The following is a 22,325-nucleotide window of genomic DNA, read 5'->3' on the forward strand; positions in this document are numbered from 1 at the left end:
GACGGATACTCGATCCAGCTGAACACCACGGTCTCGTCGTCCTTGGCCTGCACCGAGCGGCGGAAGTCGGTCAGCTTGCCGTCCGGGACGTCATCGCCCCAGCACTCCACCATCCGGGTGGCGCCGAACTCCTTGAACAGGGGGGCGGCCTCGGCGGCATGGCGGCGGTATTCTTCCTTCTTGTCCGCCGGCACGGCGAGCACGAAGCCATCGACATACTTCATTGCGTATCTCCCTTGAGACTCCTGGAATCGGAGCCGGATGTCGCGGCGCTTCCCGCGCCTGTTTTCCTTGACAAATGAGTTGATATCAACATAATTGGGCCATGTCAAACCCCCGTGACGTGCCCTTCGAGACCACTCACCTGATCCGTGACGCCTGCCTGTGCCTTCACGTCCAGCGCGCCGCCCGCACGCTGTCGCGCCTGTTCGACGAGGCTCTGCGGCCGGTCGGACTGACCTCGGGGCAGTTCTCGCTGCTGAATGCGCTCAATCGTCCCGCGCCGCCCTCCATCGCCCCGGTGGCGCAGCTGCTCGCCATGGATCGGACCACCCTGACGGCCGCCCTGAAGCCTCTGGAGCGGGACGGCCTCGTGGCCGTCGCCCGCGACCCCGACGACCGTCGCAACCGTCTTCTGCGCCTCACCGACAAGGGCCGGGGGGTTCTGGCCTCGGCCGTTCCGATCTGGCGCGACCTTCACGGCGCCATCGAGGAGGGGCTGCCGGCCCTCGATCCCGACGCCCTGCGCGGCGCCCTGAGGGGCTTGTCGCGCCCGACGCCGACCGGGACGATCCAAGGCTGAGGATGGCCGTCCAGGCCGCACTCCCGGAGCGGCGCCCTGTCGTGTCATGGCCGGGCTTGTCTCGGCCGTCCCGATCGGAAGAGCGGTGTGCCTTTCTGATCGGGGTTCCCGGCGCAAGGCCGGCGACGACGGGGCGGAAAGGTGGAGAAGGTCCGAATCCGGTGCACTGTCGGCCCCCTGCCTCTGGAGACTCGGCCGCCGAGCGCTATGGTTCAAGCACCCTCACATACGATTCGATCATGCCCCCACGCAGCACCGCCTCCGAGACCCCAGTCGACCATCTGACGCCCGATGACGCGCGCACCGAGCACGAGTCGCTCGGCGCCGAGATCAAGGAGCACGACCGGCGCTATTACGAGGAGGACGCCCCGACCGTCTCGGATGCCGAATACGACGCTCTGCGCAAGCGCTACGAGGCCCTGGAGGATCAGTTCCCGGAACTGAAGACCCCCGAGAGCCTGACCCAGAAGGTCGGCTCCAAGGTGTCGGAGAAATTCGGCAAGATCCGTCACCGGGTGCCGATGCTGTCGCTCGCCAACGGCTTCGCCGACGAGGAGGTGGAGGAGTTCGTCGAACGCATCCGCCGCTTCCTGCAATGGAAGCCCGATGCGCCGCTCGCCTTCACGGCGGAGCCGAAGATCGACGGTCTGTCCTTGAGCCTGCGTTACGAGAACGGCAGGCTCGTGTCCGCCGCCACCCGGGGCGACGGCCAGGTGGGCGAGGACGTGACGAACAACGCCCGTACGGTGGGCGACATTCCGCACCGGCTCAAGGGCTCTGAGGTTCCTGACATCTTCGAGGTGCGCGGCGAGGTCTATCTCTCGCACGAGGATTTCGCCGCCATCAACGCGCGCCAGGAGGCGGCCGGCAGAGCGCTCTTCGCCAATCCGCGCAACGCGGCGGCGGGCAGCCTGCGTCAGCTCGATGCGTCGATCACCGCCTCGCGCCCGTTGCGGTTCTTCGCCTATGCCTGGGGCGAGGTGAGCGCCATGCCGGCGACGACGCAACACGGCATGATGGAGTGCTTCCGCAGCTTCGGCCTCACGGTCAATCCGCTCACCCGCCGCTGCACCAGCGTCGCCGAGATGCTCGATCACTACCACGCCATCGAGACCGACCGCGCCAATCTCGGCTACGACATCGACGGCGTCGTCTACAAGGTCGACGAGCTGAGCCTGCAGCAGCGTCTCGGCTTCGTGTCCCGCTCGCCGCGCTGGGCGCTCGCGCACAAGTTCCCGGCCCAGAAGGCTGTGACGGTGCTCGAGGATATCGAGATCAACGTGGGCCGCACGGGGTCGCTCAATCCCATCGCGCGCCTGAAGCCCGTCACCGTCGGCGGCGTCGTGGTGTCGAACGCGACCCTGCACAACGAGGATTACATCAAGGGCATCGGCGGCAACGGCGAGAAGATCCGCAACGGGATCGACATCCGCATCGGCGACACGGTCGTCATCAACCGGGCCGGCGACGTGATCCCCAAGGTACTCGACGTGGTGCTGGAGAAACGCCCCGCCGACGCGCAGCCCTATGCCTTCCCGACCACATGCCCGGCCTGCGGCAGCCATGCGGTGCGCGAGGTCAATCCTCGCACGGCTAAGGAGGATGCGGTGCGCCGCTGCACCGGCGGCCTCATCTGCCCGGCGCAGGCCCGCGAGCGCCTCAAGCACTTCGTTTCGCGCAATGCCTTCGACATCGAGGGCATGGGCGAGCAGCGCATCGACGAGTTCTACGAGGAAGGGCTCGTCCAGCGCCCGCAGGACATCTTCACCCTGCAGGCCCGGAATGCCCGCAGCCTCAAGCGGCTGGAGAACCGGGAAGGCTGGGGCGAGACGAGCGCGAAGAATCTGTTCGCTGCCATCGAGGCGCGCCGCACGATCGCGCTGAACCGCTTCATCTTCGCCCTCGGCATCCCGCATATCGGCGAAACCTCGGCGCGGCTGCTCGCGCGCCATTTCGGCACCTTCGAGCACCTGCGCGAGACCGCGAAAGCCGCGGCCGATCCCGCATCGGACGCGCATGCGGAACTCACCGCCATCGGCGGCATCGGGCCCGTGGTGGCAGAGGCGGTCGTCGAGTTCTTCAAGGAACGGCACAACGAGGAGATGCTCGATGCGCTGCTCGATCAGGTGACCGTCGAGGCCATGGAAGCGCCGGCCATGGCGAACTCCCCCGTGGCGGGCAAGACCGTGGTGTTCACCGGCTCCCTCGAGCAGATGACCCGCGAGGAGGCCAAGGCTATGGCCGAGCGCCTCGGCGCCAAGGTGGCGGGCTCCGTGTCCAAGAAGACCGACATCGTGGTGGCCGGTCCCGGAGCCGGCTCGAAGCTCGCCAAGGCGGCCGAGCTCGGACTCCAGGTCATGGACGAGGACGGCTGGTTCGCCCTCGTCGGCCGGGGGTGAGACTTCTGTCCAAGACTTCGACGCAATGATGTGGCATGGTGGCCCCATGACGGTGATCACCCCCGAGGTCTCGCTCGATCCGGACCTGGTCGGAGCGGGCGACGTGACGCATTTCTGGCGAGTGCCGCGCTACCGCGACCTTGATTGCCTGCGCGCGACCTTCCGCCGTCACGCCTATGCTCGCCACAGCCACGACACCTATGCCATCGCGGCGGTTCTGGCCGGCTGCGAGACCTTCTTCCACCGGGGCGAGCAGCACTACGCCCCGGCGGGCTCCGTGGCGGTCGTGTGCCCGGATGAGATCCATGACGGGGAGCCCTACGGTGGAGGGTTCGAGTACCGGACCTTCTACCCGTCGGCCGAGCTGATGCAGGAGATCGCCGAGGACGTGACCGGGCGGCCGCTCTCCCGCGCGCCCTGGTTCCCGCATTCCGTGATCGCGGATCCTGAGCTGTTCCAGGCTCAGGTCCGGCTCCATGCCTGCCTGTGTCAGGACGAGCGCTGGTCATCCGAGATGGAGCAGGATACCCGGCTCATCGGGTTCCTGAGCCGCCTGATCGCCCGCTGGGCCGATCTCGATGCCCTGCCGGCTCTTCGCTATGGCTCGAAGGGCATCCTGCGGGCGCGGGACTATCTGGACGCCCATATGAGCGAGGAGGCGGACCTCGCCGATCTCGCCAGACTGGCCGGTCTTTCGCGCAGCCATTTCATCCGCGCCTTCGCCAAGGAGACCGGCCTGACGCCACACGCCTATCTGCTCGACCGGCGCTTCCGCGCGGCCACGCGGCTGCTGAGCCAGGGCGCGATGCCGGGCGACGTGGCGGCCGCCTGCGGGTTCTTCGACCAGAGTCACCTCAACCGCGTCTTCAAAGCCCGCATGGGCGTGACGCCAGGCGCCTACCGGGCCGCCTGAGACCGCACTTTCATCCAAGACGGGTCTCGATTCGGCGCGCATAAGGTGCGGGACAAACGAGTATGCTCATGGATCAAGCCAGTCCCTTTGCCCCGACCTACCGCCGCGAAATCCGGGCGGGCCTGCGCGACATCGCGCCCGTCGCCGTGGCGGCCATCCCCATCAGCCTGCTCTTCGGCGCGGTGGCGACCGCCAAAGGGCTGTCGCCGCTGGAGGTCACGGTGATGTCGGCCCTCGTCTTCGCCGGGGGAGCGCAGTTCGCCGCCATCGAGACCTGGATCCATCCCGCACCCATCCTGACGCTCGCCTTCGCGACGCTGCTGATCAATGCTCGCCACGTGCTGATGGGCGCGTCGCTGTCGCCCAAGGTGGACATGTCGCGGGTCCAGAGATTCCTGTCGTTCTTCTTCCTCACCGACGAGGCCTGGGCGCTTTCGGAGCGCCGTGCTCTCGACCGGCCGGTCACGGCCGCCTATTGGGTCGCCATGGGCGGCGTGCTGTGGGCGAACTGGACCTTCTTCTCCGGCCTCGGAGCGGTCCTCGGCTCGTTCCTCGGCGACCCGGAGCGGATCGGGGCGGACTTCGCCTTCACGGCCCTGTTCATCGGTCTCGTGGCCGGTTTCGGACGCAGCCGCGTGACCCTGGTCACGGTGGCGGCCAGCGCCGGCGTCGCGGCCCTGGTCCACCACTTCATCGGCGCGCCCTGGCATGTGGCCTCGGGGGCGCTCGCCGGCATCGTGGCCGCCTATCTGGCCGCTCCCGCGGAGGCGCGCCCATGAGCCTCGATACGACGACCCTGTTCGCCATCCTGGCCATGGCGGTCGTGACCTACGTCACCCGCATCGCCGGCCTGTTCGTGGCCGATCGCCTCGTGCTCACCGGCCGCGCCAAGGCGGCGTTCGACGCCATCCCGCCGGCCGTCCTGGTCGCGGTCATCGCGCCGACCGCCCTCACCACCGGATGGGCGGAAGCCGTTGCTGCCGCCATCACGGCTTTGGCGGCGTTCCGGCTTCCGCTCCTCGGCACGGTGGCGGTCGGCGTGGTGTCCGTCGTGGTGCTGCGGAACCTGATCTAGCCGACCGGCCGCGTCGCGTTGTCTAGCCACGCCCGCGTCTCCGCATCGAGCCCGGGCCCGATCTTCTCGCGCACCGCGGCGTGATAGGCGTTGAGCCAGGCGATCTCGTCGGCCGTCATGATGGCCGGCTCGACGAGGCGCAGGTCGATGGGCGTGAACGTGAGCGTCTCGAAGCCCATCATCTCGCGGTCGCCACCGGGAATCGTGCGCGGCTCCACGAGGATGAGGTTTTCGATGCGGATGCCGTAAGCGCCCGTCTTGTAGAAGCCGGGCTCGTTGGACAGCATCATGCCAACTTCGAGCGGCGTGTGCCCGGTCTTGGCGATGCGCTGCGGGCCCTCGTGAACCGAGAGATAGCTGCCGATGCCGTGCCCGGTGCCGTGATCGAAGTCGAGGCCCGCGTCCCACAGGGGCTTGCGGGCGAAGGCGTCGATCTGGGCGCCCGTCGTTCCCTTCGGAAACACGGCCTGCGCGATGGCGATATGCCCTTTCAGCACTCGGGTGAACCGGTCCTTCATCTCGGCGCTCGGCTCACCCACGATGACCGTGCGGGTGATGTCCGTGGTGCCGTCCTCGTACTGTGCGCCGGAATCGATCAGGAAGATCTGATCGCGCTCCAGGGGGCGGTTGCTCGAACGGGTGACACGGTAATGGGGCAGGGCGGCATTGGGGCCCGCGCCCGAGATGCTCGGAAAGGAGACGTTCTGCAAGGCGCCCGTCTCGACCCGGAAGGCTTCCAGCGCCTCGACCGCATCGATCTCCGTGAGCGTGCCCGACGGCGCCTCGCGGTCGAGCCAGGCCAGGAAGCGCGCCACCGCCACGCCGTCGCGCAAATGCGCGGCATGGGATCCCGCGATCTCGGCCTCGTTCTTGACCGCCTTCATGAGAGCGATCGGATCCGCCCCGACATCGACCGTGCCGCCGGCCGCCTCGATGCGCCGGATCAGGGCGACGGCCCCGGTGGCGGAATCGATGCGGATCTTGCCGCCTGACTGGCCCAGGGAATCGAGCGCGGTCTGGAACGTGGCGATGGGAGCGAAATCGGCAAGATCGCCCACGGCGGCGCCGGCCTCGTTCGTCACCTTCGCCGGATCGAAGAAGAGGCTCGCGCGTCCTTCCTTGGGCAGGACGGCATAGCCGAGGGGCAGGGGCGTATGCCCCACGTCGCCGCCGCGCAGGTTGAACGCCCAGGCGAGGTTGTGCGGATCGGAGATGACGAGCGCGTCGATCTTCGCCTCCGCCATCTTCCTGCGGATCCGTTCCAGCTTGGCGGGCGCAGCCTCGCCCGCGTAGTCGAGCGGGTGCGGCCGGACGGGCGCCTGCGGCGGGGCCGGGCGGTCGATCCAGATCACGTCGACCAGATTGAGGTCGACCGGACAGAGCTTGCCGCCCGCGCGGCTCACCGCCTGCTCGAGCTTCTTCAGACCGTCGCTCGTGTGCAGCCAGGGGTCGTAGGCGAGGGTGCCGCCCTGCGGAAGATGACCGGCGATCCAGTCCTCAGGCGTGGCATCGGCGAGCTGGACGGGCGTGATGACGGAGGTGTCGACCTGCTCGGCCGCCTGCACGGTGTAGCGCCCGTCCACCACGAGGGCTGCTTCATCCCGAAGGATCACGGCCGTCCCGGCGGAGCCCGTGAAGCCGGTCAGCCATGCCAGGCGCTCTGCGCTCTTCGGCACGTACTCGCCCTGGTGCTCGTCGGCGCGGGGAACGATGAATCCATCGAACCCGCGCCGGGCCAGCTCGGCCCGCAGCTTGGCGATGTGCTGTGGGCCTTGGGCCGGGGAGGTGGTGTCGTCGAAGAACTGGAACTGAGCCATGGAAAGCAGCACCGAAGGGTCGCGAATGAGGAGGGCGACACGCTAGTGCATCGACCCCGACGGGGAAACCGTTTTCGAGCGCCGGGCAGGAGCGGGATCGTTGCCGCAGCCTAGGGCAGCCTGCCCAAGGATTATGCGTGTGATGCCTGGAATGCGAGCGAAATTAGTGATGTCCTGCAGCGGATGCATGACGCTCATGTGATCCTGTGACTACAACTAAAGTCGGACCGGCCTTATCTTCCTAGCAACGACAACAGAGAAACGCTGAAGGGTCTCAGCACCAATCTGTTGGGAGATGAGCCCATGATCGCAGCTGTCTTGTCCACCATTCTCCTCGGCACGTCCGAGAAGCCGACCGTGCTCTCGCGGGTCGTGACACGCATCGCCGAAAGCCGCGCCCGAAGCGCCGCGCAGCAACTGCGCCGCCATGAGGCGTACATCCAGGACCTGAGCCGCCGGCAGGACCATTCAGCCCTGTTCCTCGACCAAGGCGAGCCGCTCCCCGCCAAGATCTGATCGAAGCACTTTAGAAGAGAGACAATACAATGATCATCATCACCGCCATGAAAGCCATCCGCGACATCTGGGCCGAGACCTTCGAGCTCCGTCGCGAACTCGCCAAGCGCTATCCGGGCGTTCTGGCCGAGTAGTAGCGCTTACGGGCGGGGCAGCGGACGAGCGTTGCCCCGCTTCAGCACCAGCGCCGCCCAGCCCTCGAGATCGTAGCGGCGGCGCAGATACCAGCCCTGATGGGCATAGGTCGACAGCACTCCGGGAACGTCCCGGGCGAGCAGGCCCGACAGGATGATCGTTCCGTCCGGGCTTGCCACGCGCGCCAGCGACGGCGCCAGCATGCGCAGGGGCTTTGCCAGGATGTTGGCGAAGACCAGATCGAAATGGCCCGTGCGGTCGGCGTCCGGGTGGCGGATGCCCGGTCCGACGTAGAGCTTCATGAACGCCCCGATCCCGTTCAGCCGCGCGTTCTCGCGTGCCACGCGCACGGCTTCCAGATCGATGTCGCCGGCCACCACGGGCCGCTTCAGAATTTTCGCCGCCGCAAAGGCCAGGATCCCCGTGCCGGTCCCGACATCGAGCACGTGGCGGGGCGTGCGCGTCTTCAACTCATCCACGAACGCGAGCAGGCAGCCCTTGGTGGTGCCGTGATGGCCCGTGCCGAAGGCGAGCCCGGCTTCGATTTCGATGGCGATGTCGCTCGGGCGCCGTTCGTGCCGATCATGCGAGCCATGGACGAAGATGCGGCCCGCACGGACAGGCTTGAGACCTTCGAGCGAGGCCTTCACCCAATCCTTCTGCTCGATCGGAAGGAAGACGCCCTTGTCCGCTTCCGTGCCGACGATGGGCCGCAGCAGGTCCCGGATCGCAGCCTCGTCGGGCTGATGGGCGAAATAGGCTTCCAGCATCCATGGACCGCCATCCTCCGTCTCGAAGGACGCGACGGCCGTTTCGGCCGGATCGAAAATCTCCCCGATCATGTCGGTCATGGCGCGGGCGGAGCGCTCGTCCGTGGTGATGCGGAAGACGTGGGTGGGGCGGTTGGGATGAAGACCTTCGAGCATGGCCTCGCCTTAGCACCCCTTGCCCCGCAGGTCACCTGTCCGTGAGATCGAGCATTTCCGGGAACCGTCGAAGTGACGTCCCGTTGTGCCCTCACCCGATGCCGCCGCAGCCCTTGGCTGACGGCCGCGCTTGTTCCCTCTCCAGGAGATCCACCATGCCGGGACGTCTTTTCGACAAGGTTGCCATCGTGACGGGTGCCGGCACCGGCATCGGCGAGGCCATCGCCCTCAAGTTCGCCCAGGAGGGCGCGCGCCTTCTCCTCGTCGGCCTGCCGGATGATCCGGTGGACGATGTGGCCCGTACGATCAATGGGGCAGGCGGGTTTGCCGAGGTATATCTCGGCGACATCGCCGAGGAGCGTCACGCGCAAGCGGCCGTCGAAGCCTGCGTGAGTGCCTATGGGCGCATCGATGTCCTGGTCAACAACGCGGGCGTCTTCCTGGCGGTCGCCGAGACCCAGGATTATCCCATCGACAAGTTCGACGAGACCTTCCGGTCGAACGTTCGCTCGGTCTTCCTCATGACCAGGTTCGCCTTGCCGCATCTGCAGGAAAGCCATGGCAACATCATCGCCACGGGGTCGGAGGCCGGCATGATCGGTCATCCGAAGAACACGCCCTATGGCGGCACGAAGGCCTTCATTCATTCCTTCATCCGCGGCGTGGCGGCCGAGCAGGTCCCTTACGGTGTGCGTGCCAACTGCGTCTGCCCCGGTCCCATCGACACCGCCTGGACGCACAAATCCACGGGCCCCATGGACGCGGAACTCGCCACGATGATCACGCAGGCTACTCCCATGGGCCGGCGCGGCACCCCGGAGGAGGTTGCGAACGTGTTCTGCTTCCTCGCCTCCGACGAGGCGAGCTTCGTCACGGGCGCGCTCTACATGGTCGATGGCGGCATCACGATCTCGAAGGGACCGGTTGGTGCCAAGGCCTCGTCGCATTTCAAGAAGCAGCCGAAAGGCAAGCTGCCGACGCGCCATTCCCATGACGGCCTTAAGAACAAGGACTACGAGACCCTGACCTGAGCCCTCGCTTCCGGAGCCGATCATGACCATGCTTTTCGAAACGGGCCTGTCCCGCCGGCTCTTCCTGCGCGGCACGGGCGGAGGACTTCTCTTAGGCTCCGCACTGGCGGCCGCAGGGCCGAGCTTTGCGCAGAGCAGCGGTGCGAGCGGGGGCGGCGGGTCGACCCTGCCGCCGGACCGGCCGACGGGGCGGCCCATGCCGGAGATGGAAAAGGCCATGCCGGAAGCACCCGGCAAGCGCCTGGGCTATGCCATCGTGGGGCTTGGGCAGTTCGCCCTGAACCAGATCATCCCGTCCTTCGCGGAAAGCAAGTCGTCGAAGCTCGTGGCCTTGGTCTCGGGAAACCGGGACAAGGCGCTTCAGGTGGCCGAGCGCTACGGAGTCCAGCAGAAGAACATCTACGACTATCAGAGCTTCGACCGCATCGCCGACAACGACGGGATCGACATCGTCTACATCATCCTGCCCAACGCCCTGCACGCGGAATATACGGTGCGGGCCTTCAAGGCGGGCAAGCATGTGCTGTGCGAAAAGCCCATGGCAGTGACGGCCGAGGAATGCGAGACCATGATCCGCGCCGGCCGCGAGGCGGACCGCAAGCTCATGATCGCCTACCGGGCCCAATACGAGCCGTACAACATGGAAGCGATCCGCATGGCGCGGGAAGGCGAGCTGGGCAAGATCCGTCTCGTCACCAGCGATCACGGGCGCATTCTCGATCCCAAGGTGCCGGCCGATCAGTGGCGCATGGTGAAAGCGCTCGCGGGTGGCGGATCGCTCTATGACATCGGCATCTACTCGCTGCAGGCGGCCCGCTACATCACGGGCGAGGAGCCGGTGGAGGTCTCTGCCCATATCTCCAGCGACACGAGCGATCCGCGCTTCAGAGAGATCGAGGAGCTCGTGGCGTTCCAACTCCGCTTCCCGTCGGGAGCGCTGGCCAGCCTGACATCGTCCTACTCCACTTCGCCGGTCAAGCGCATCCAGGTCTTCGGTTCGAAGGCTTCGCTGGTGCTCGATCCCGCCACCGAATACGAGCGCCACCAGATGATGGTGAAGACCGAGAAGGAGGAGCGGCGGGTGCAGATTCCGGAAGGCAACCAGTTTGCCGCCGAGATGGATCACATGGCAAAGGCGGTGCTGGAGAAGCGGGAGCCCAAGACCCCCGGCGAGGAGGGTCTGCGCGACATCCGCATCATGCAGGCCGTCTATCGGGCCGCCCAGGAGGGCCGGCCCGTGTCCCTGGAGACGACAGGATCGACCGCCCGATAAGCCGCGATCCTGCCGTCGGCACGGGCGATCAGCCGGCCTGCAAAACCTTCTCTACAGGCTGCAGCACTTGCAGTTTCCCGGCTTCCTCGGCCTTGTACGCGCGCTGGGTGTCCGTGATGTAATCGCGCACGATCGGCGCGGCATCGCGTTTGCGGGCCAGCTGCATGTGGAACACGAGCTGGCTGCCGGTCGTGAACATGGTCTCGGCGCTGATGAGATAGAACTCGAACATCCGGCAGAAGCGCTCGTCGTACATGGCGGCGATCTTCTCCCGGTTGGCTTCGAAGCGCCGATGCCAATGATTGAGCGTCTTCGCGTAGTGAAGGCGCAGGAATTCCAGATCCGTCACCCAGAGCTGGTTCTGCTCGACAACGGGAAACACCTCCGACAGGGCGGGCGAGTAGGCGCCCGGAAAGATGTATTTCCTGAGCCACGGACTTGCCGTTCCGGGAGGGCTCATCTTGCCGATGGAGTGCAGCACCATCAGTCCGTCATCGTTGAGCAGAGCGTTGATCTTGGCGAAGAACTCGCCGTAATGGTGCACTCCCACGTGCTCGAACATGCCCACCGACACGATGCGGTCGAACCTCCTGTCGACCTTGCGATAGTCGAGCAGCTCGAAGCGCACTCGATCCGACAGGCCGGCGCGCCGTGCCTTCTCGTTGGAGAGTTCATACTGCTCCTTCGACAGAGTGACGCCCGTGACGTCCACGTTCTCCATAGCGGCGAGATAAAGCGCGAGATCGCCCCAGCCGCTGCCGATGTCGAGGATCTTCAGGCCGGGCCTGAGCTGCAGCTTGGACGCGATGAGACGCAGCTTGTTCTGCTGCGCCTCTTCCAGCGTGTCGTCGTCGTTGACGAAATACGCGCAGGAATACTGCATGCCCTTGTCGAGGAAGAGCTTGTAGAAGTCGTTTCCGAGGTCGTAGTGATGCGCCACGTTCTGCTGCGCCTTCCCGACCGGATTCGCCTGCTGAAATCGCTTCACGGTACGCGAGACGCGCTTGAGCACGTTCTGCAGCGGGTAACTGGCCAGTGTCGAGCGGTTCATCGAGAAGAGATTGAGGAAGTCCCGCAGGTTCGAACCGTCCTCGAAGCTCAGGCGCCCGTCCATGTAGGCTTCACCCGCATGCAGCTCGGGATTGAGGAAAAGCTTGTGATAGAGTGATCGGTCGGTCAGTCGCATGGTGACGCTTGGCCCCGGCTTTTCACCCCCGAAGGCATGCACGCCCCCCTGCGCGTCGATCACCTTCAACGTTCCTGCGCGTACGAAGGATTTCAGCATGTGGGACAGCGGGAACATCGGCACCTCTGATGATTGTTCGAACGGGCCGGATGGTTCCACAGTTGCAGGCAGGTGGCTAGAGGGAAAACCTGCAGATCAGAACGGATCTAAAGTACAGGAAAGACAGCCTATTTGGGGAACAACCATGAGTCGCTCCGGTTGGAAGCCTGACTCTCGTGGGGCCGAGAGCTGCCATGACATCCATCGAACAGGAGTAGCCGATGTTCTTCCGCCAGAAGCAGATGGCGTATCACGCCAAGCCTGAGAAGCCCGATCCGCTTTTTGCCAAGATGCTGCAGGAGCCCCTCGGCGGCCAATGGGGCGAGATCAGCGTGATGATGACCTACCTGTTCCAGGGCTGGAACTGCCGCGGTCCGCAGAAGTACAAGGACATGATCATGGATATCGGCACCGAGGAGATCGGCCATGTCGAGATGCTCGCCACCATGATCGCGCGCCTGCTCGAGACCTCGCCGATCGAGCAGCAGGAGGATATGGCCAAGAATTCGGTGGTGGGCGCCGTGATGGGCGGTGCCCGTGTGGAAGACGCCATCGTGGCCGGCATGAACCCTCAGCAGTATATCGTGGCGGGTCTCGGTGCCAGGCCGTCCGACAGCGTCGGCAATCCCTGGAATGCGGCCTACACCATCGCAAGCGGCAATCTGCTTGCCGATTTTCGCTTCAACGTGACGGCCGAGAGCCAGGGCCGCCTGCAGGTGGCGCGTCTCTACAACATGACGAACGATACCGGCGTGCGCGACATGCTCTCGTTCATGCTCGCCCGTGACACCATGCATCAGAACCAGTGGCTCGCCGCCATCCGCGAACTGCAGGAGGATGGGCTTGAAGATACACCAGTTCCGTCGAATTTCCCGCAGGACCTGGAGAAGACCGAGGTTTCCTACCAATTCCTGAACCATTCCGAGGGAATGGAAAGCCAAGCGGGGCGCTGGGCACAGGGACCCGCACCGGACGGGAAGGGCACCTTCACCTATGTAGACCGTCCGCCGGCCTATACGGAGGATGAGGGTCAGCTCAACCCGATCGACCCGCGTGTCTATGGCACGCCGCCTGCACCGGTGCCGCCAGCTGCTGCGGAGTGATCATCGCGCGTTCCGCACTCGATCCCATGTCATGGCCGGGCTTGTCCCGGCCATCTCGCTTCTGAAAGATGTTGCGCTTCTGATCGGGATCACCGGCACAAAGCCGGTGACGACACGACGAGATCCCGTCAGCCTAGGGCTTCGACGAAGCTGTCCAGCACCATCTTGCGTCCGGCCTTGTCGAACGCGACGGTGAGCTTGTTGCCGTCCACCGCCTCGATGGTGCCAGGGCCGAACTTCGTGTGCAGGACCCGTCCACCCACGGCAAATCCCGAACCACCGGTGGACTTGGCCACCAGCTCGCCTTCGATCAGCATCGGTCCTCTCCGGTCGCCGGAGCGGCGCGCGGAAGAGACGCCATCATCCGTCGTGGCGCGATGAGCCTGGGCGCGCTGCCAGCCCGGGGTCTGGTAGGAAGAGCCGCTGAAGGGCTGCATGCGGTCGAAGCGTGAGCCGCCGCCATAACCACCATACGAGAAGTTTGCCGGCGCCTCGACGATCTCGACGTTGGTCTCCGGCAGGTCGTCGACGAAGCGGCTCGGAACGGTCGAGTTCCACAGGCCGTGGATGCGCCGGTTGGAGGCGAAGTAGATCTTGGCGCTGCGCCGGGCGCGGGTGAGGCCCACATGGGCGAGGCGGCGCTCCTCCTCGAGACCGGCGCGGCCGCTCTCGTCGAGCGCGCGCTGGTTCGGGAACAGGCCTTCCTCCCAGCCGGGCAGGAAGACCGTGTTGAACTCCAGGCCCTTGGCCGCGTGGAGGGTCATCAGGCTCACGCGCTCGGCGGTGTCGCTTTCGTTGGCTTCCATGACCAGCGAGACGTGCTCGAGGAAGCTCTGCAGGTCGGGGAATTCCTCCATGGAGCGCACGAGCTCCTTGAGGTTTTCGAGGCGTCCCGCCGCATCGGCCGATTTGTCCTTCTGCCACATGTCAGTATAGCCGGATTCCTCCAGCACCGTCTGGGCGACCTCGGACTGCGTCATGGTCTCGGAGAGCTTCGACCAGCGGCCGAAGGAGATCAGAAGGTCGCGCAGGGTGGCACGGGGCTTGGGCTTCAGCTCGTCCGTCTCGACGATGAAGCGCGCCGCCTCCACCAGCGGCACGCGGGCCGCGCGGGCGTGGTTGTGCAGCACCTGGATCGTGGCATCGCCCAGGCCGCGCTTGGGCACGTTCACGATCCGCTCGAAGGCGAGATCGTCCGCCGGCTGGTTGACGACGCGCAGATAGGCCAGCGCATCGCGGATTTCGGCGCGCTCGTAGAAGCGCGGGCCGCCGATGACGCGATAAGGCACGCCGAGCGTCACCAGCCGGTCTTCGATCTCGCGCATCTGGGCCGAGATGCGCACCAGGATGGCGATCTCGGAGAGCGGGTGCTTCTTGGCGTGCAGCGCCTCGATCTCCTCGCCGATCAGGCGCGCCTCGTCCTCGGAGTCCCAGGCGCCGGTGATCGTCACCTTCTCGCCGGCCTCGTCCTCCGTGCGCAGGGTCTTGCCGAGGCGGCCCTGGTTCTTGGCAATGAGGCCGGAGGCCGCCGAGAGGATGTGGCCCGTCGAGCGGTAGTTGCGCTCCAGGCGGATCACCGTGGCGCCGGGAAAGTCGTGCTCGAAGCGCAGGATGTTGTCGACCTCGGCGCCGCGCCAGCCGTAGATCGACTGATCGTCGTCGCCGACGCAGCACAGGTTCTTGCGCGCCTGGGCGAGCAGCCTGAGCCAGAGGTACTGGGCGACGTTGGTGTCCTGGTACTCGTCCACCAGCATGTAGCGGAAGCGGTTCTGGTACTGCTCCAGGATGTCCGGATGCTCGCGCCACAGGCGGAGGCATTCGAGCAGGAGGTCGCCGAAATCGACGGCGTTCAGAACCTTCAGTCGCTCCTGATAGGCCCGGTAGAGCCGGCCGCCCTTGCCGTTGGCGAAGGCTCCGGCCTCGCCGGCGGGCACCTGGTCGGGCCCGAGGCCCCGGTTTTTCCAGCCGTCGATGTGGGCGGCGAGCTGGCGGGCCGGCCAGCGCTTCTCGTCGATCCCTTCCGCCTCGATCACCTGCTTCATCAGGCGGAGCTGATCGTCCGTGCCGAGGATCGTGAAGTCGGAGCGCAGGCCCACCAGCTCCGCGTGGCGACGCAGGATCTTGGTGCCGATCGAGTGGAAGGTGCCGAGCCACTGCATGCCCTCGGCGACCGGACCGATCACCGAGGTGATGCGCTCGCGCATTTCCCGGGCGGCCTTGTTGGTGAAGGTCACGGCCAGGATCTGGGACGGGTAGGCCTTGCCGGTGGCGATCAGGTGCGCGATCCGGGTGGTGAGCACGCGGGTCTTGCCGGTGCCGGCGCCCGCCAGAACGAGAACCGGGCCTTCCGTGGCCTCGACGGCGGCGCGCTGCTCCGGGTTCAGCCCGTTCAGATAGGGCGATTGTGGCGCCACCGCCGCGCGGGCGCGGGCGCTCAGGGAACCGGACGCCGGCTCATGGGCAAGGCTGTCCTGCGGGTCGGGTCTGGGATCGGACTGATTCATCGGCGGGACCATGGATCAAAAGGCGAACGGCGTCGAGCCTGAATCCCGGTCGATCCTGCCGCAGGCTCGAACTTCCAGGCTTCGATTCCATTGTCGGAAAGAGCTTCCATCGCCATATGGGTATGGCAGGCCCGGAGAGGAATGTCCCATGCGTATCGTGGTGGCCCTTGCCATCGTCTCAAGCCTTGTCATGGCCGTGCCGGCCGAAGCCCAGACGCGCCTGCCGCGCACGAGCCCGGCGGAACGGAACACGGATGCGATCAACCGGCGGATCCAGCAGGATCAGCAGATCCTGGGCGTCGAGCAGGACATCCAGAGCAAAAGCAACCAGATCCGTCAGAATGTCGACCGGGATCGCCTTTTCGCCCCTCGCTATCTGCCTCCGGTGCCGCGTGCCGGCTGCGGGCGCGGGAGGATATGCTAGTGGCGCGTGCCTGACGCCGACAGGGCATCCTGAATCTCGGCCTTGTGCGGAATGCCGATGACCCGGCCCAGGGCCTGCGGCTTCGTCAGCCGGGCATGGGTCGCCTTCATCACGGCGAGGTTGGCCGCGATGTCGTCGGGGAAGGGGCAGACCTTCCGGGTTTCCATGTCCACGTGGAGGGAAAGCCCCTCCATGGACGCCGCCACCCAGCCCTCGGTGGCGTGGCGGATCTCCAGATAATAGTGGATGCGCTTCTCGTCGAAATCGACCAGCTGAAGCGTGACGCGCACGCGGTCGTGCATCTTCAGCTCGCGCTTGTAGAGCGTATGGATCTCGGCGGCGAAGAACGATGCCCGGCGCTTTTCCAGGTAATCGTGGCCGAGCCCCACGAGGCTGAAGCCTTCCTCCACGGCCCGGTCGAAGAGCACGTGGTAATAGGCCATGTTCATGTGGCCGTTATAGTCGATCCAGGCGGGTTCGACCCGCATCGTCGAGGACACGAAGGGCGCAAAGAAAAACACGGGCGTGCGCTTGTCCATGGTCAGTGCCGTCCCTCGACGCCGCTCAGGCGGGCATTCCTTTCCTGACGGGACAGGAATGTTAGCACATTCAGGCGTGTTGCGAAGGAGGGGCGCGGCATCTTTCTCATCCGGAGTGTTGCCTTTGCAACGGTTCTGGTAGCTATGGGAAGAACGAGCATCACAACCGGATCTGAAGCCTTCATGAATACCTTCCAAGCGACCGCCCGTCAGAAAGCCACGGACGCCTCCGTGGCCGCTCTGTCATCCGCCCTGTCCGGGCGTTTCGGCGACCGGGTCGTGACCTCGGCCGCCGTGCGCGAGCAGCACGGACATACCCTGACCTGGGTGAAAAACCAGCCGCCGGACATCGTGGTCTACCCGCGCACGACGGAGGAGGTTTCGGAGATCGTCAAACTCTGCGCCGAGCACGAGGTTCCGATCATCCCCTATGGGACCGGCACATCCTTGGAAGGCCATATCAACGCACCCTACGGGGGCGTTTCTATCGATCTCAGCCTGATGAAGCGGATCATCGCCGTCCACGACGAGGACCTGGACTGCGTGGTCGAGGCGGGCGTGACCCGCAAGGAGCTGAACGAGTTCCTGCGCGACAAGGGCCTGTTCTTCCCCATCGATCCGGGGGCCGACGCTTCCATCGGCGGCATGGTGGCGACCCGGGCGTCCGGCACCAATGCGGTCCGCTACGGGACCATGAAGGACGTGGTGCTCTCGCTCACCGCCGTGCTTCCCGATGGCGAGATCGTCAAGACGGGAAGCCGCGCCAAGAAGAGCTCGGCGGGCTACGACCTGACCCGCCTCCTTGTCGGCTCGGAGGGGACGCTCGGCATCGTCACCGAGATCACCCTGAAGCTCCACGGCATCCCGGAGGCGATCTCGGCCGGCATCTGCCCGTTCCCGTCCGTGAAGGCGGCCTGCGATGCGGTGATCATGACGATCCAGACCGGCATCCCGGTGGCCAGGATCGAGCTGCTCGACGAGGTCCAGGTGCGGGCGGTCAACCTCCATGCCAAGCTCTCCCTGCCCGAGAGCCCGCTGCTGCTCCTGGAATTCCACGGTTCCGAGGCCGGGGTGCAGGAGCAGGCCGAGCGGTTCGGCGAGATCGCAGCCGAGTTCAGCGGCGGCCCGTTCGAATGGGCCACGAAGCCGGAAGAGCGGTCGCGGCTCTGGCAGGCCCGGCACGACGCCTATTGGGCCGCCAAGGGCCTGCGACCCGGGGCCCAATCGGTCGCGACCGATGTCTGCGTGCCGATCTCGCGCCTCGCCGAATGCGTGGATGCCACCAAGCAGGACATCCTGGCCAGCGGCCTGATCGCCCCCATCGTGGGCCATGTGGGCGACGGCAACTTCCACGTCCAGCCCCTGGTGAACGCCGATGATCCGGCGGAAATCGAGGCCTGCGAGGCTTTCGTGGACCGGCTCGTGCGGCGGGCGGTGGCCATGGAGGGGACCTGCACGGGCGAGCACGGCGTGGGGCAGAAGAAGATGAAGTACCTGGAGCTGGAGCATGGGCCGGCCGCCCTGGCCCTCATGCGCGTCTTGAAACAGGCGATCGATCCTCACAACATCATGAACCCGGGCAAGATCATCGCGCTTTGACGGTGGAACACGCGGAACGGCGCTCCCGGTCCTCGGCGTCATGGGGTAGGACGTGTCACGGTAACGGAGAAAAGGCAGCCTCTTGCGCGATATCCTGACGATCATCGCATCCATCGTGATCCTGATCCTGGCGATCGCCGTAGCGGCGCCTCCCTTCGTCGACTGGGAGGCTCATCGCGACACGATCGACCGGATGATCTCGCGCGCATCCGGCACCGAGGCTCGCACCGAAGGCGACATCGGCATCCGGCTCCTGCCCGAGCCCCGCTTGACCCTCGGGCGCCTGAGGCTCGGCGGCAAGACGCCGGATTCGCCGGTTCTCACCGCCGACGGGGTCCGGGCCGAGGTAGCCCTGACCCCTCTGCTCCGAGGCGAGGTGCGGTTCACGGAGACGCGGGTGGGCCGGGCCGATATCCGCATCCCGGTCTCGGGCGACGGTGACTGGCGCCTGCCGCCCGATCTCGTATCGGGCAGCGGCCGCGGCCGCGAGTGGGCCATCGAGAACCTCACCGTGGCCCAGCTTCTGGTCACGACGCAGAGTGCCAGCACCGGCCGCACCAACCAGGCCTTCGCCGAGAACGTCGCCATCGAGGGCCAGAGGCTGATCGGCCCCTGGCGGGTCGAGGGGACGACCTCCGGGGTGCCGTTCCGGCTCGTCACGGGAGAACTGGCCGAGGACAAGACCGTTCAGGTCAAGCTCTCGGGTGGAGGCGACAATTATCCGCGCTTCGACATCGACGCCCGGCTGGGGCTGAACGAAGGAAGCGGCGAGGCCGCGACCCCGCAGGTCGCCGGCAAGGCGAAGGTCCTCTTCGGCCCTCCGGCTCAGATCGCAGCCGCGGGCATTCCGATCCCGATCGCGGTCGAAACCGAATTCAAGACGGTGCCTGGCGCCGTCGAGCTCAACCCGGCCAGCCTCGAGGCCGGCGAGGGCGGCGCCAGCCTGCGCATGACCGGACAAGGTCGGATCGGTCTCAACGATCCCCGCATCTCCCTGAAGCTCGAAGGCCGCCGGCTTGATGCGGACAGCTTCATCCTGTCCGGGAACGGGCAGGATTTTAAGAGCCGGCTGCAAGGATGGTCCCTGCCGCTGATCCGGGTGCCGATCGATCTCGATCTCAAGATCGACAGCATCGGCCTGGGCCAGGAGGATCTGTCGAACGCGGTCCTGCGGCTGTCTCTCGACACGGGCCGGGCTACTCTCGACCGGATCGAGTTCAATGCTCCTGGCGAGACCAGGGTGGCGATCGAAGGACAGCTCGGCCTGACCACCCGGGGCGGCATCAACGGCAAGGTGGCCCTGGCCTCCAACGGGTCCGACCGTCTGGCGCGCTATCTTGCGCGCATCGGCCTCAACTCGCCGCTGCTCAGGGTGCTCGACGGACGTCCCGTCGAGGCCTCTTCGGAGATCGCCTTCTCGAACCCCGTCCTGTCCTTCAACCGTCTGCGCCTCAAGACGGGCGAATCGGTCCTGACCGGGAACGCCCGCTATACGGCGCCGGAGGCCAGCGAGCGCGGCAAGCTGGAGGCCCAGGTGGCGATCCAGGGCCTGAACCTCGACGACCTGCCGCAGGTGTCGAGCGTCTTCCAGGCGACCGAGAACCTCGACGTCGGCTTCATCCTGGACGCCCGCGGCGTCAGTGCGGGCAAGAGCCCCGCCACCGGCCGGATCTCAGCCCGCATCCTGTCGGACGGGCCGGCGCTCATGGTCGAGACCCTCGACATCGTCGATCTCGCCGGGGCCAATGCCCGGGTGCGAGGGCGGATCGCCCCGGACGGTTCGGGGCAGATCACCGGAAAGGTCACGGCCCAGCGCGCCAATCCTCTGGTCGACCTCTTGGGCAGCGTATGGATCGGCGGAATCTCGAAGCTCGTCCCCACCTTCGTCCGTGAGGGCGCGCTCGATCTCGATGTCACGTCGGAGCGCGTCGCACCGGCGCCCGGGTCGACGGAGCTGCGCCTGCGCACGACCGCGAAGGGGCGGGTGGCCGGAGGGCCATTCGAAGGGCAGGTCGACTCCCTCGACGGGCGGACCGAGAGCCTCACCATCGCGTTGTCGGCCGAGAATACGGGGCGCTGGGTCAACCGGGCGACCATGGCCGGGCTGAACCGACCCTCCCGGGTCGACCTCCGGGGCACCCGGGTCGGGTCCGGATTGTTCAACGTCACCCTCGCGGGCGACATTGCCGGCGCCAAGGTCGCGACGACACGCCCCTTCGCCCTGAGCGAGGCGGATGACGTGGTGGACAGCGGCGAGGTCGAGATCTCGACGCCCGACATCACGCCCTTCCTGCTTCTCCTCGGGGACGGGGCGGGGGTCGCACCGCCGGTGCCCGTGACCGGCCGCGTCACCCTGGGCCGGGAGCGGGGCGCGACCCTGCTCGACGTCAACGGCAAGGTCTCGAACGACAACGTGCAGGCACGCCTCGTCGCGGCCTCCCGGTCGGAGATCAGCGGCGACATCTCCCTCGGGCGGCTGTCCCTGCCATGGCTCGTGGCCGCCCTGTCGCTCAACGTGCCGGGAGACCAGAGCGCCACGGCGATCTGGTCGACCGCCCGCTTCGGGCAAAGCGGGCGCCTCGTCTCCGGCGGGCAGGTGACGGTCCGGGTCGGGGCCCTCGAGCTGGGCCGCGGCCTCCAGGCCAGCCGCGCCTCCTTCGTGCTCGGAGCGCAATCGGACGGGATCTCCATTCGCAATCTCGACGCCACCATCGGGTCGGGCCGGATCACGGGTTCGGCCGCTATCACACGGCAGGAAGGCACGGCCACCATCGTGGGCGAAGGCGCCCTGGAGAAGGTCCCCCTGTGGGCCCTGACCGGAGCCTCGCCGTTCGAGGCCGTTCTGTCGGGTCCGCTCCGATTCGGGGCTGCTGGCACGAGCCTGTCCGAACTCGTGGCCAATCTCGGCGGTGCCGGCGACTGGCAGGTCACCAATCTGCGCCTTCCCGCGGCCGACCCGACCGTGTTCGATAAGGCGCTCAAGCGGGCGCTCGCCGAGAACGATCCCCTGGCCGAGGGCAAGGCGGAAGCGATTTTCGGGATCGAACTCGGCCGGGCTCCCTTCAATGCGGCGCCGATCAAGACCTCGGCCGCCCTCGTCGGCGGAATGCTGCGGCTCTCGCCCTTCGTGGCCGAGAGCGGGTCGGCCACCTGGCAGGGCGCCGTCACCTACGATCTGAAGACCCTGCAGCTCGATGCCCGCGGAGCTCTCACCGCCAAGTCCTCGCCTCCGGAATGGGTCGGTGCGCCGCCCTCGGTCGGATTGAGCTGGCAGGGCTCCCTCTCGGCGCCCGTTCGTCAGATCGACGCGGGCCCGTTCCGCAACGGACTGGCCGCCATCGTGCTCAAGCGCGAGCTGGAGAAGATCGAGGCGTTCGAGCGCGCCGCGGCCGAACGTCAGCGCCAGATCGATGCGCAGCGCGAGGCCGAGCGGCAGAGGGCCAAGGCGGCCGAGGAAGAGGCTCTCCGCCAGGCCCGGGCCCGGGCGGAAGCCGAGCGCGCCCGCCGGGATGCGGAGCGGCTGCAACAGGAACAGCGAAACCAGCCGGAGCAGGAGACCGCCCCCTCGCCGACCGCCGCGCCGCCCCTGACCCCGCCAGTGCAGATCGGCCCGCCGCCCTCGGTCTACGGGACGCCCACGCGATAGGGCCGGTTGGGCAAGCCTCATGGGCCGGGGCGCCATGCCCTGGAGCCACCCTCCGCCCGTCCTGGCGCGCTCCGCCTGTGCTGACACCCACCACGTCATGGCCGGGCTGGTCCCGGCCATCCCGATCATGTGAAGCGCCGTGCCTTACGGGTGGGGATCACCGGCACAGGGCCGGTGATGACGTGCGGAGGGTCGGAGTGGTGGACAGTGTGGGTGCGATGATGTTCTCACTTTGTTCTTGACAGGAGTGCCAAGCTAAGCTATATCGTTGGACAGATCGGTTCCTGCGAGGGGCGCGCTCGCGAGGCGTCGCAAGTGTGGGAGCCGGCACGGTCCTG

18 protein-coding genes are annotated in these 22,325 nt (G+C 66.6%); 12 read left to right on the forward strand and 6 right to left on the reverse strand.

From position 1 onward, the window contains the following. On the reverse strand, window positions 1–224 hold a 224-nt coding region (locus KBI52_RS08285), incomplete at its 3' end, for a DUF1428 domain-containing protein (protein WP_210806684.1). Between the two features lie 101 nt (window positions 225–325). Between KBI52_RS08285 and KBI52_RS08290 the strand changes: the two genes are divergently transcribed. From KBI52_RS08290 to KBI52_RS08310, 5 genes are all read left to right on the forward strand, one after another. Beyond that, window positions 326–802 carry a MarR family winged helix-turn-helix transcriptional regulator gene (locus KBI52_RS08290; protein WP_173947391.1) on the forward strand — a complete coding sequence of 159 codons (477 nt, stop codon included), beginning with the start codon at window positions 326–328 and terminating at the stop codon, window positions 800–802. Window positions 803–1,041: 239 nt separating this feature from the next. Then, the gene (gene ligA / locus KBI52_RS08295; protein WP_210806686.1) at window positions 1,042–3,201 is read left to right on the forward strand and encodes an NAD-dependent DNA ligase LigA; all 2,160 of its coding nucleotides are present in this window, start codon (window positions 1,042–1,044) and stop codon (window positions 3,199–3,201) included. 46 nt (window positions 3,202–3,247) lie between these two features. Further along, on the forward strand, window positions 3,248–4,114 hold the full coding sequence (locus tag KBI52_RS08300; protein ID WP_210806688.1) for an AraC family transcriptional regulator: 867 nt from the start codon (window positions 3,248–3,250) through the stop codon (window positions 4,112–4,114). A 68-nt stretch (window positions 4,115–4,182) separates the two neighbouring features. Further along, entirely contained in the window at window positions 4,183–4,893 is a 711-nt protein-coding gene (locus tag KBI52_RS08305) for an AzlC family ABC transporter permease (RefSeq protein ID WP_210806690.1), read from the forward strand. Continuing rightward, window positions 4,890–5,189: an AzlD family protein gene (locus tag KBI52_RS08310; protein ID WP_173947395.1), complete on the forward strand. Its 300-nt coding sequence runs from the start codon at window positions 4,890–4,892 to the stop codon at window positions 5,187–5,189. Before KBI52_RS08305 ends, KBI52_RS08310 begins: the two co-directional genes overlap by 4 nt. Here the strand turns inward: KBI52_RS08310 and KBI52_RS08315 are convergent. Further along, entirely contained in the window at window positions 5,186–7,006 is a 1,821-nt protein-coding gene (locus KBI52_RS08315; RefSeq protein WP_173947396.1) for an aminopeptidase P family protein, read from the reverse strand. The genes KBI52_RS08310 and KBI52_RS08315 overlap by 4 nt on opposite strands. A gap of 303 nt (window positions 7,007–7,309) precedes the next feature. On the opposite strand from KBI52_RS08315, the gene KBI52_RS08320 reads away from it, so the two are divergent. Continuing rightward, window positions 7,310–7,522 carry a hypothetical protein gene (locus KBI52_RS08320; RefSeq protein ID WP_173947397.1) on the forward strand — a complete coding sequence of 71 codons (213 nt, stop codon included), beginning with the start codon at window positions 7,310–7,312 and terminating at the stop codon, window positions 7,520–7,522. Window positions 7,523–7,662: 140 nt separating this feature from the next. On the opposite strand, the gene KBI52_RS08325 is transcribed toward KBI52_RS08320, so the two are convergent. Continuing rightward, a complete protein-coding gene (locus KBI52_RS08325) occupies window positions 7,663–8,583 on the reverse strand; it encodes a 50S ribosomal protein L11 methyltransferase (protein WP_210806692.1) in 921 nt (306 codons plus the stop codon). Window positions 8,584–8,738: 155 nt separating this feature from the next. Between KBI52_RS08325 and KBI52_RS08330 the strand changes: the two genes are divergently transcribed. Then, a complete protein-coding gene (locus tag KBI52_RS08330) occupies window positions 8,739–9,614 on the forward strand; it encodes an SDR family NAD(P)-dependent oxidoreductase (protein WP_210806694.1) in 876 nt (291 codons plus the stop codon). Window positions 9,615–9,636: 22 nt separating this feature from the next. Continuing rightward, a complete protein-coding gene (locus tag KBI52_RS08335; RefSeq protein ID WP_247654273.1) occupies window positions 9,637–10,887 on the forward strand; it encodes a Gfo/Idh/MocA family protein in 1,251 nt (416 codons plus the stop codon). Between the two features lie 28 nt (window positions 10,888–10,915). On the opposite strand, the gene KBI52_RS08340 is transcribed toward KBI52_RS08335, so the two are convergent. Then, on the reverse strand, window positions 10,916–12,190 hold the full coding sequence (locus KBI52_RS08340) for a cyclopropane-fatty-acyl-phospholipid synthase family protein (RefSeq protein ID WP_173947400.1): 1,275 nt from the start codon (window positions 12,188–12,190) through the stop codon (window positions 10,916–10,918). Between the two features lie 203 nt (window positions 12,191–12,393). On the opposite strand from KBI52_RS08340, the gene KBI52_RS08345 reads away from it, so the two are divergent. Continuing rightward, the gene (locus KBI52_RS08345) at window positions 12,394–13,275 is read left to right on the forward strand and encodes a manganese catalase family protein (protein ID WP_210806696.1); all 882 of its coding nucleotides are present in this window, start codon (window positions 12,394–12,396) and stop codon (window positions 13,273–13,275) included. A gap of 128 nt (window positions 13,276–13,403) precedes the next feature. On the opposite strand, the gene KBI52_RS08350 is transcribed toward KBI52_RS08345, so the two are convergent. Continuing rightward, on the reverse strand, window positions 13,404–15,779 hold the full coding sequence (locus tag KBI52_RS08350) for an ATP-dependent helicase (protein ID WP_173947402.1): 2,376 nt from the start codon (window positions 15,777–15,779) through the stop codon (window positions 13,404–13,406). A gap of 148 nt (window positions 15,780–15,927) precedes the next feature. Here KBI52_RS08350 and KBI52_RS08355 point away from each other — a divergent pair, with 148 nt between their 5' ends. Beyond that, on the forward strand, window positions 15,928–16,203 hold the full coding sequence (locus KBI52_RS08355) for a hypothetical protein (protein ID WP_173947403.1): 276 nt from the start codon (window positions 15,928–15,930) through the stop codon (window positions 16,201–16,203). Here KBI52_RS08355 and KBI52_RS08360 read toward each other — a convergent pair. Next, complete coding sequence (locus KBI52_RS08360) at window positions 16,200–16,742, reverse strand: thioesterase family protein (protein WP_173947404.1); 543 nt, start codon at window positions 16,740–16,742, stop codon at window positions 16,200–16,202. The two genes, KBI52_RS08355 and KBI52_RS08360, sit on opposite strands and share 4 nt — an antisense overlap. Before the next feature lie 183 nt (window positions 16,743–16,925). Here KBI52_RS08360 and KBI52_RS08365 point away from each other — a divergent pair, with 183 nt between their 5' ends. Continuing rightward, on the forward strand, window positions 16,926–18,341 hold the full coding sequence (locus KBI52_RS08365) for an FAD-binding oxidoreductase (RefSeq protein ID WP_210806698.1): 1,416 nt from the start codon (window positions 16,926–16,928) through the stop codon (window positions 18,339–18,341). Between the two features lie 82 nt (window positions 18,342–18,423). After that, window positions 18,424–21,987, forward strand: coding sequence for an AsmA family protein (locus KBI52_RS08370; protein WP_210806700.1), 3,564 nt, complete (start codon window positions 18,424–18,426; stop codon window positions 21,985–21,987). Window positions 21,988–22,325 lie beyond the last annotated feature (338 nt).

Origin of the sequence: Microvirga sp. HBU67558 (genome assembly GCF_018069605.1) — a bacterium.
In the GTDB taxonomy this organism is placed as follows: Bacteria; Pseudomonadota; Alphaproteobacteria; order Rhizobiales; family Beijerinckiaceae; genus Microvirga; species Microvirga terrae.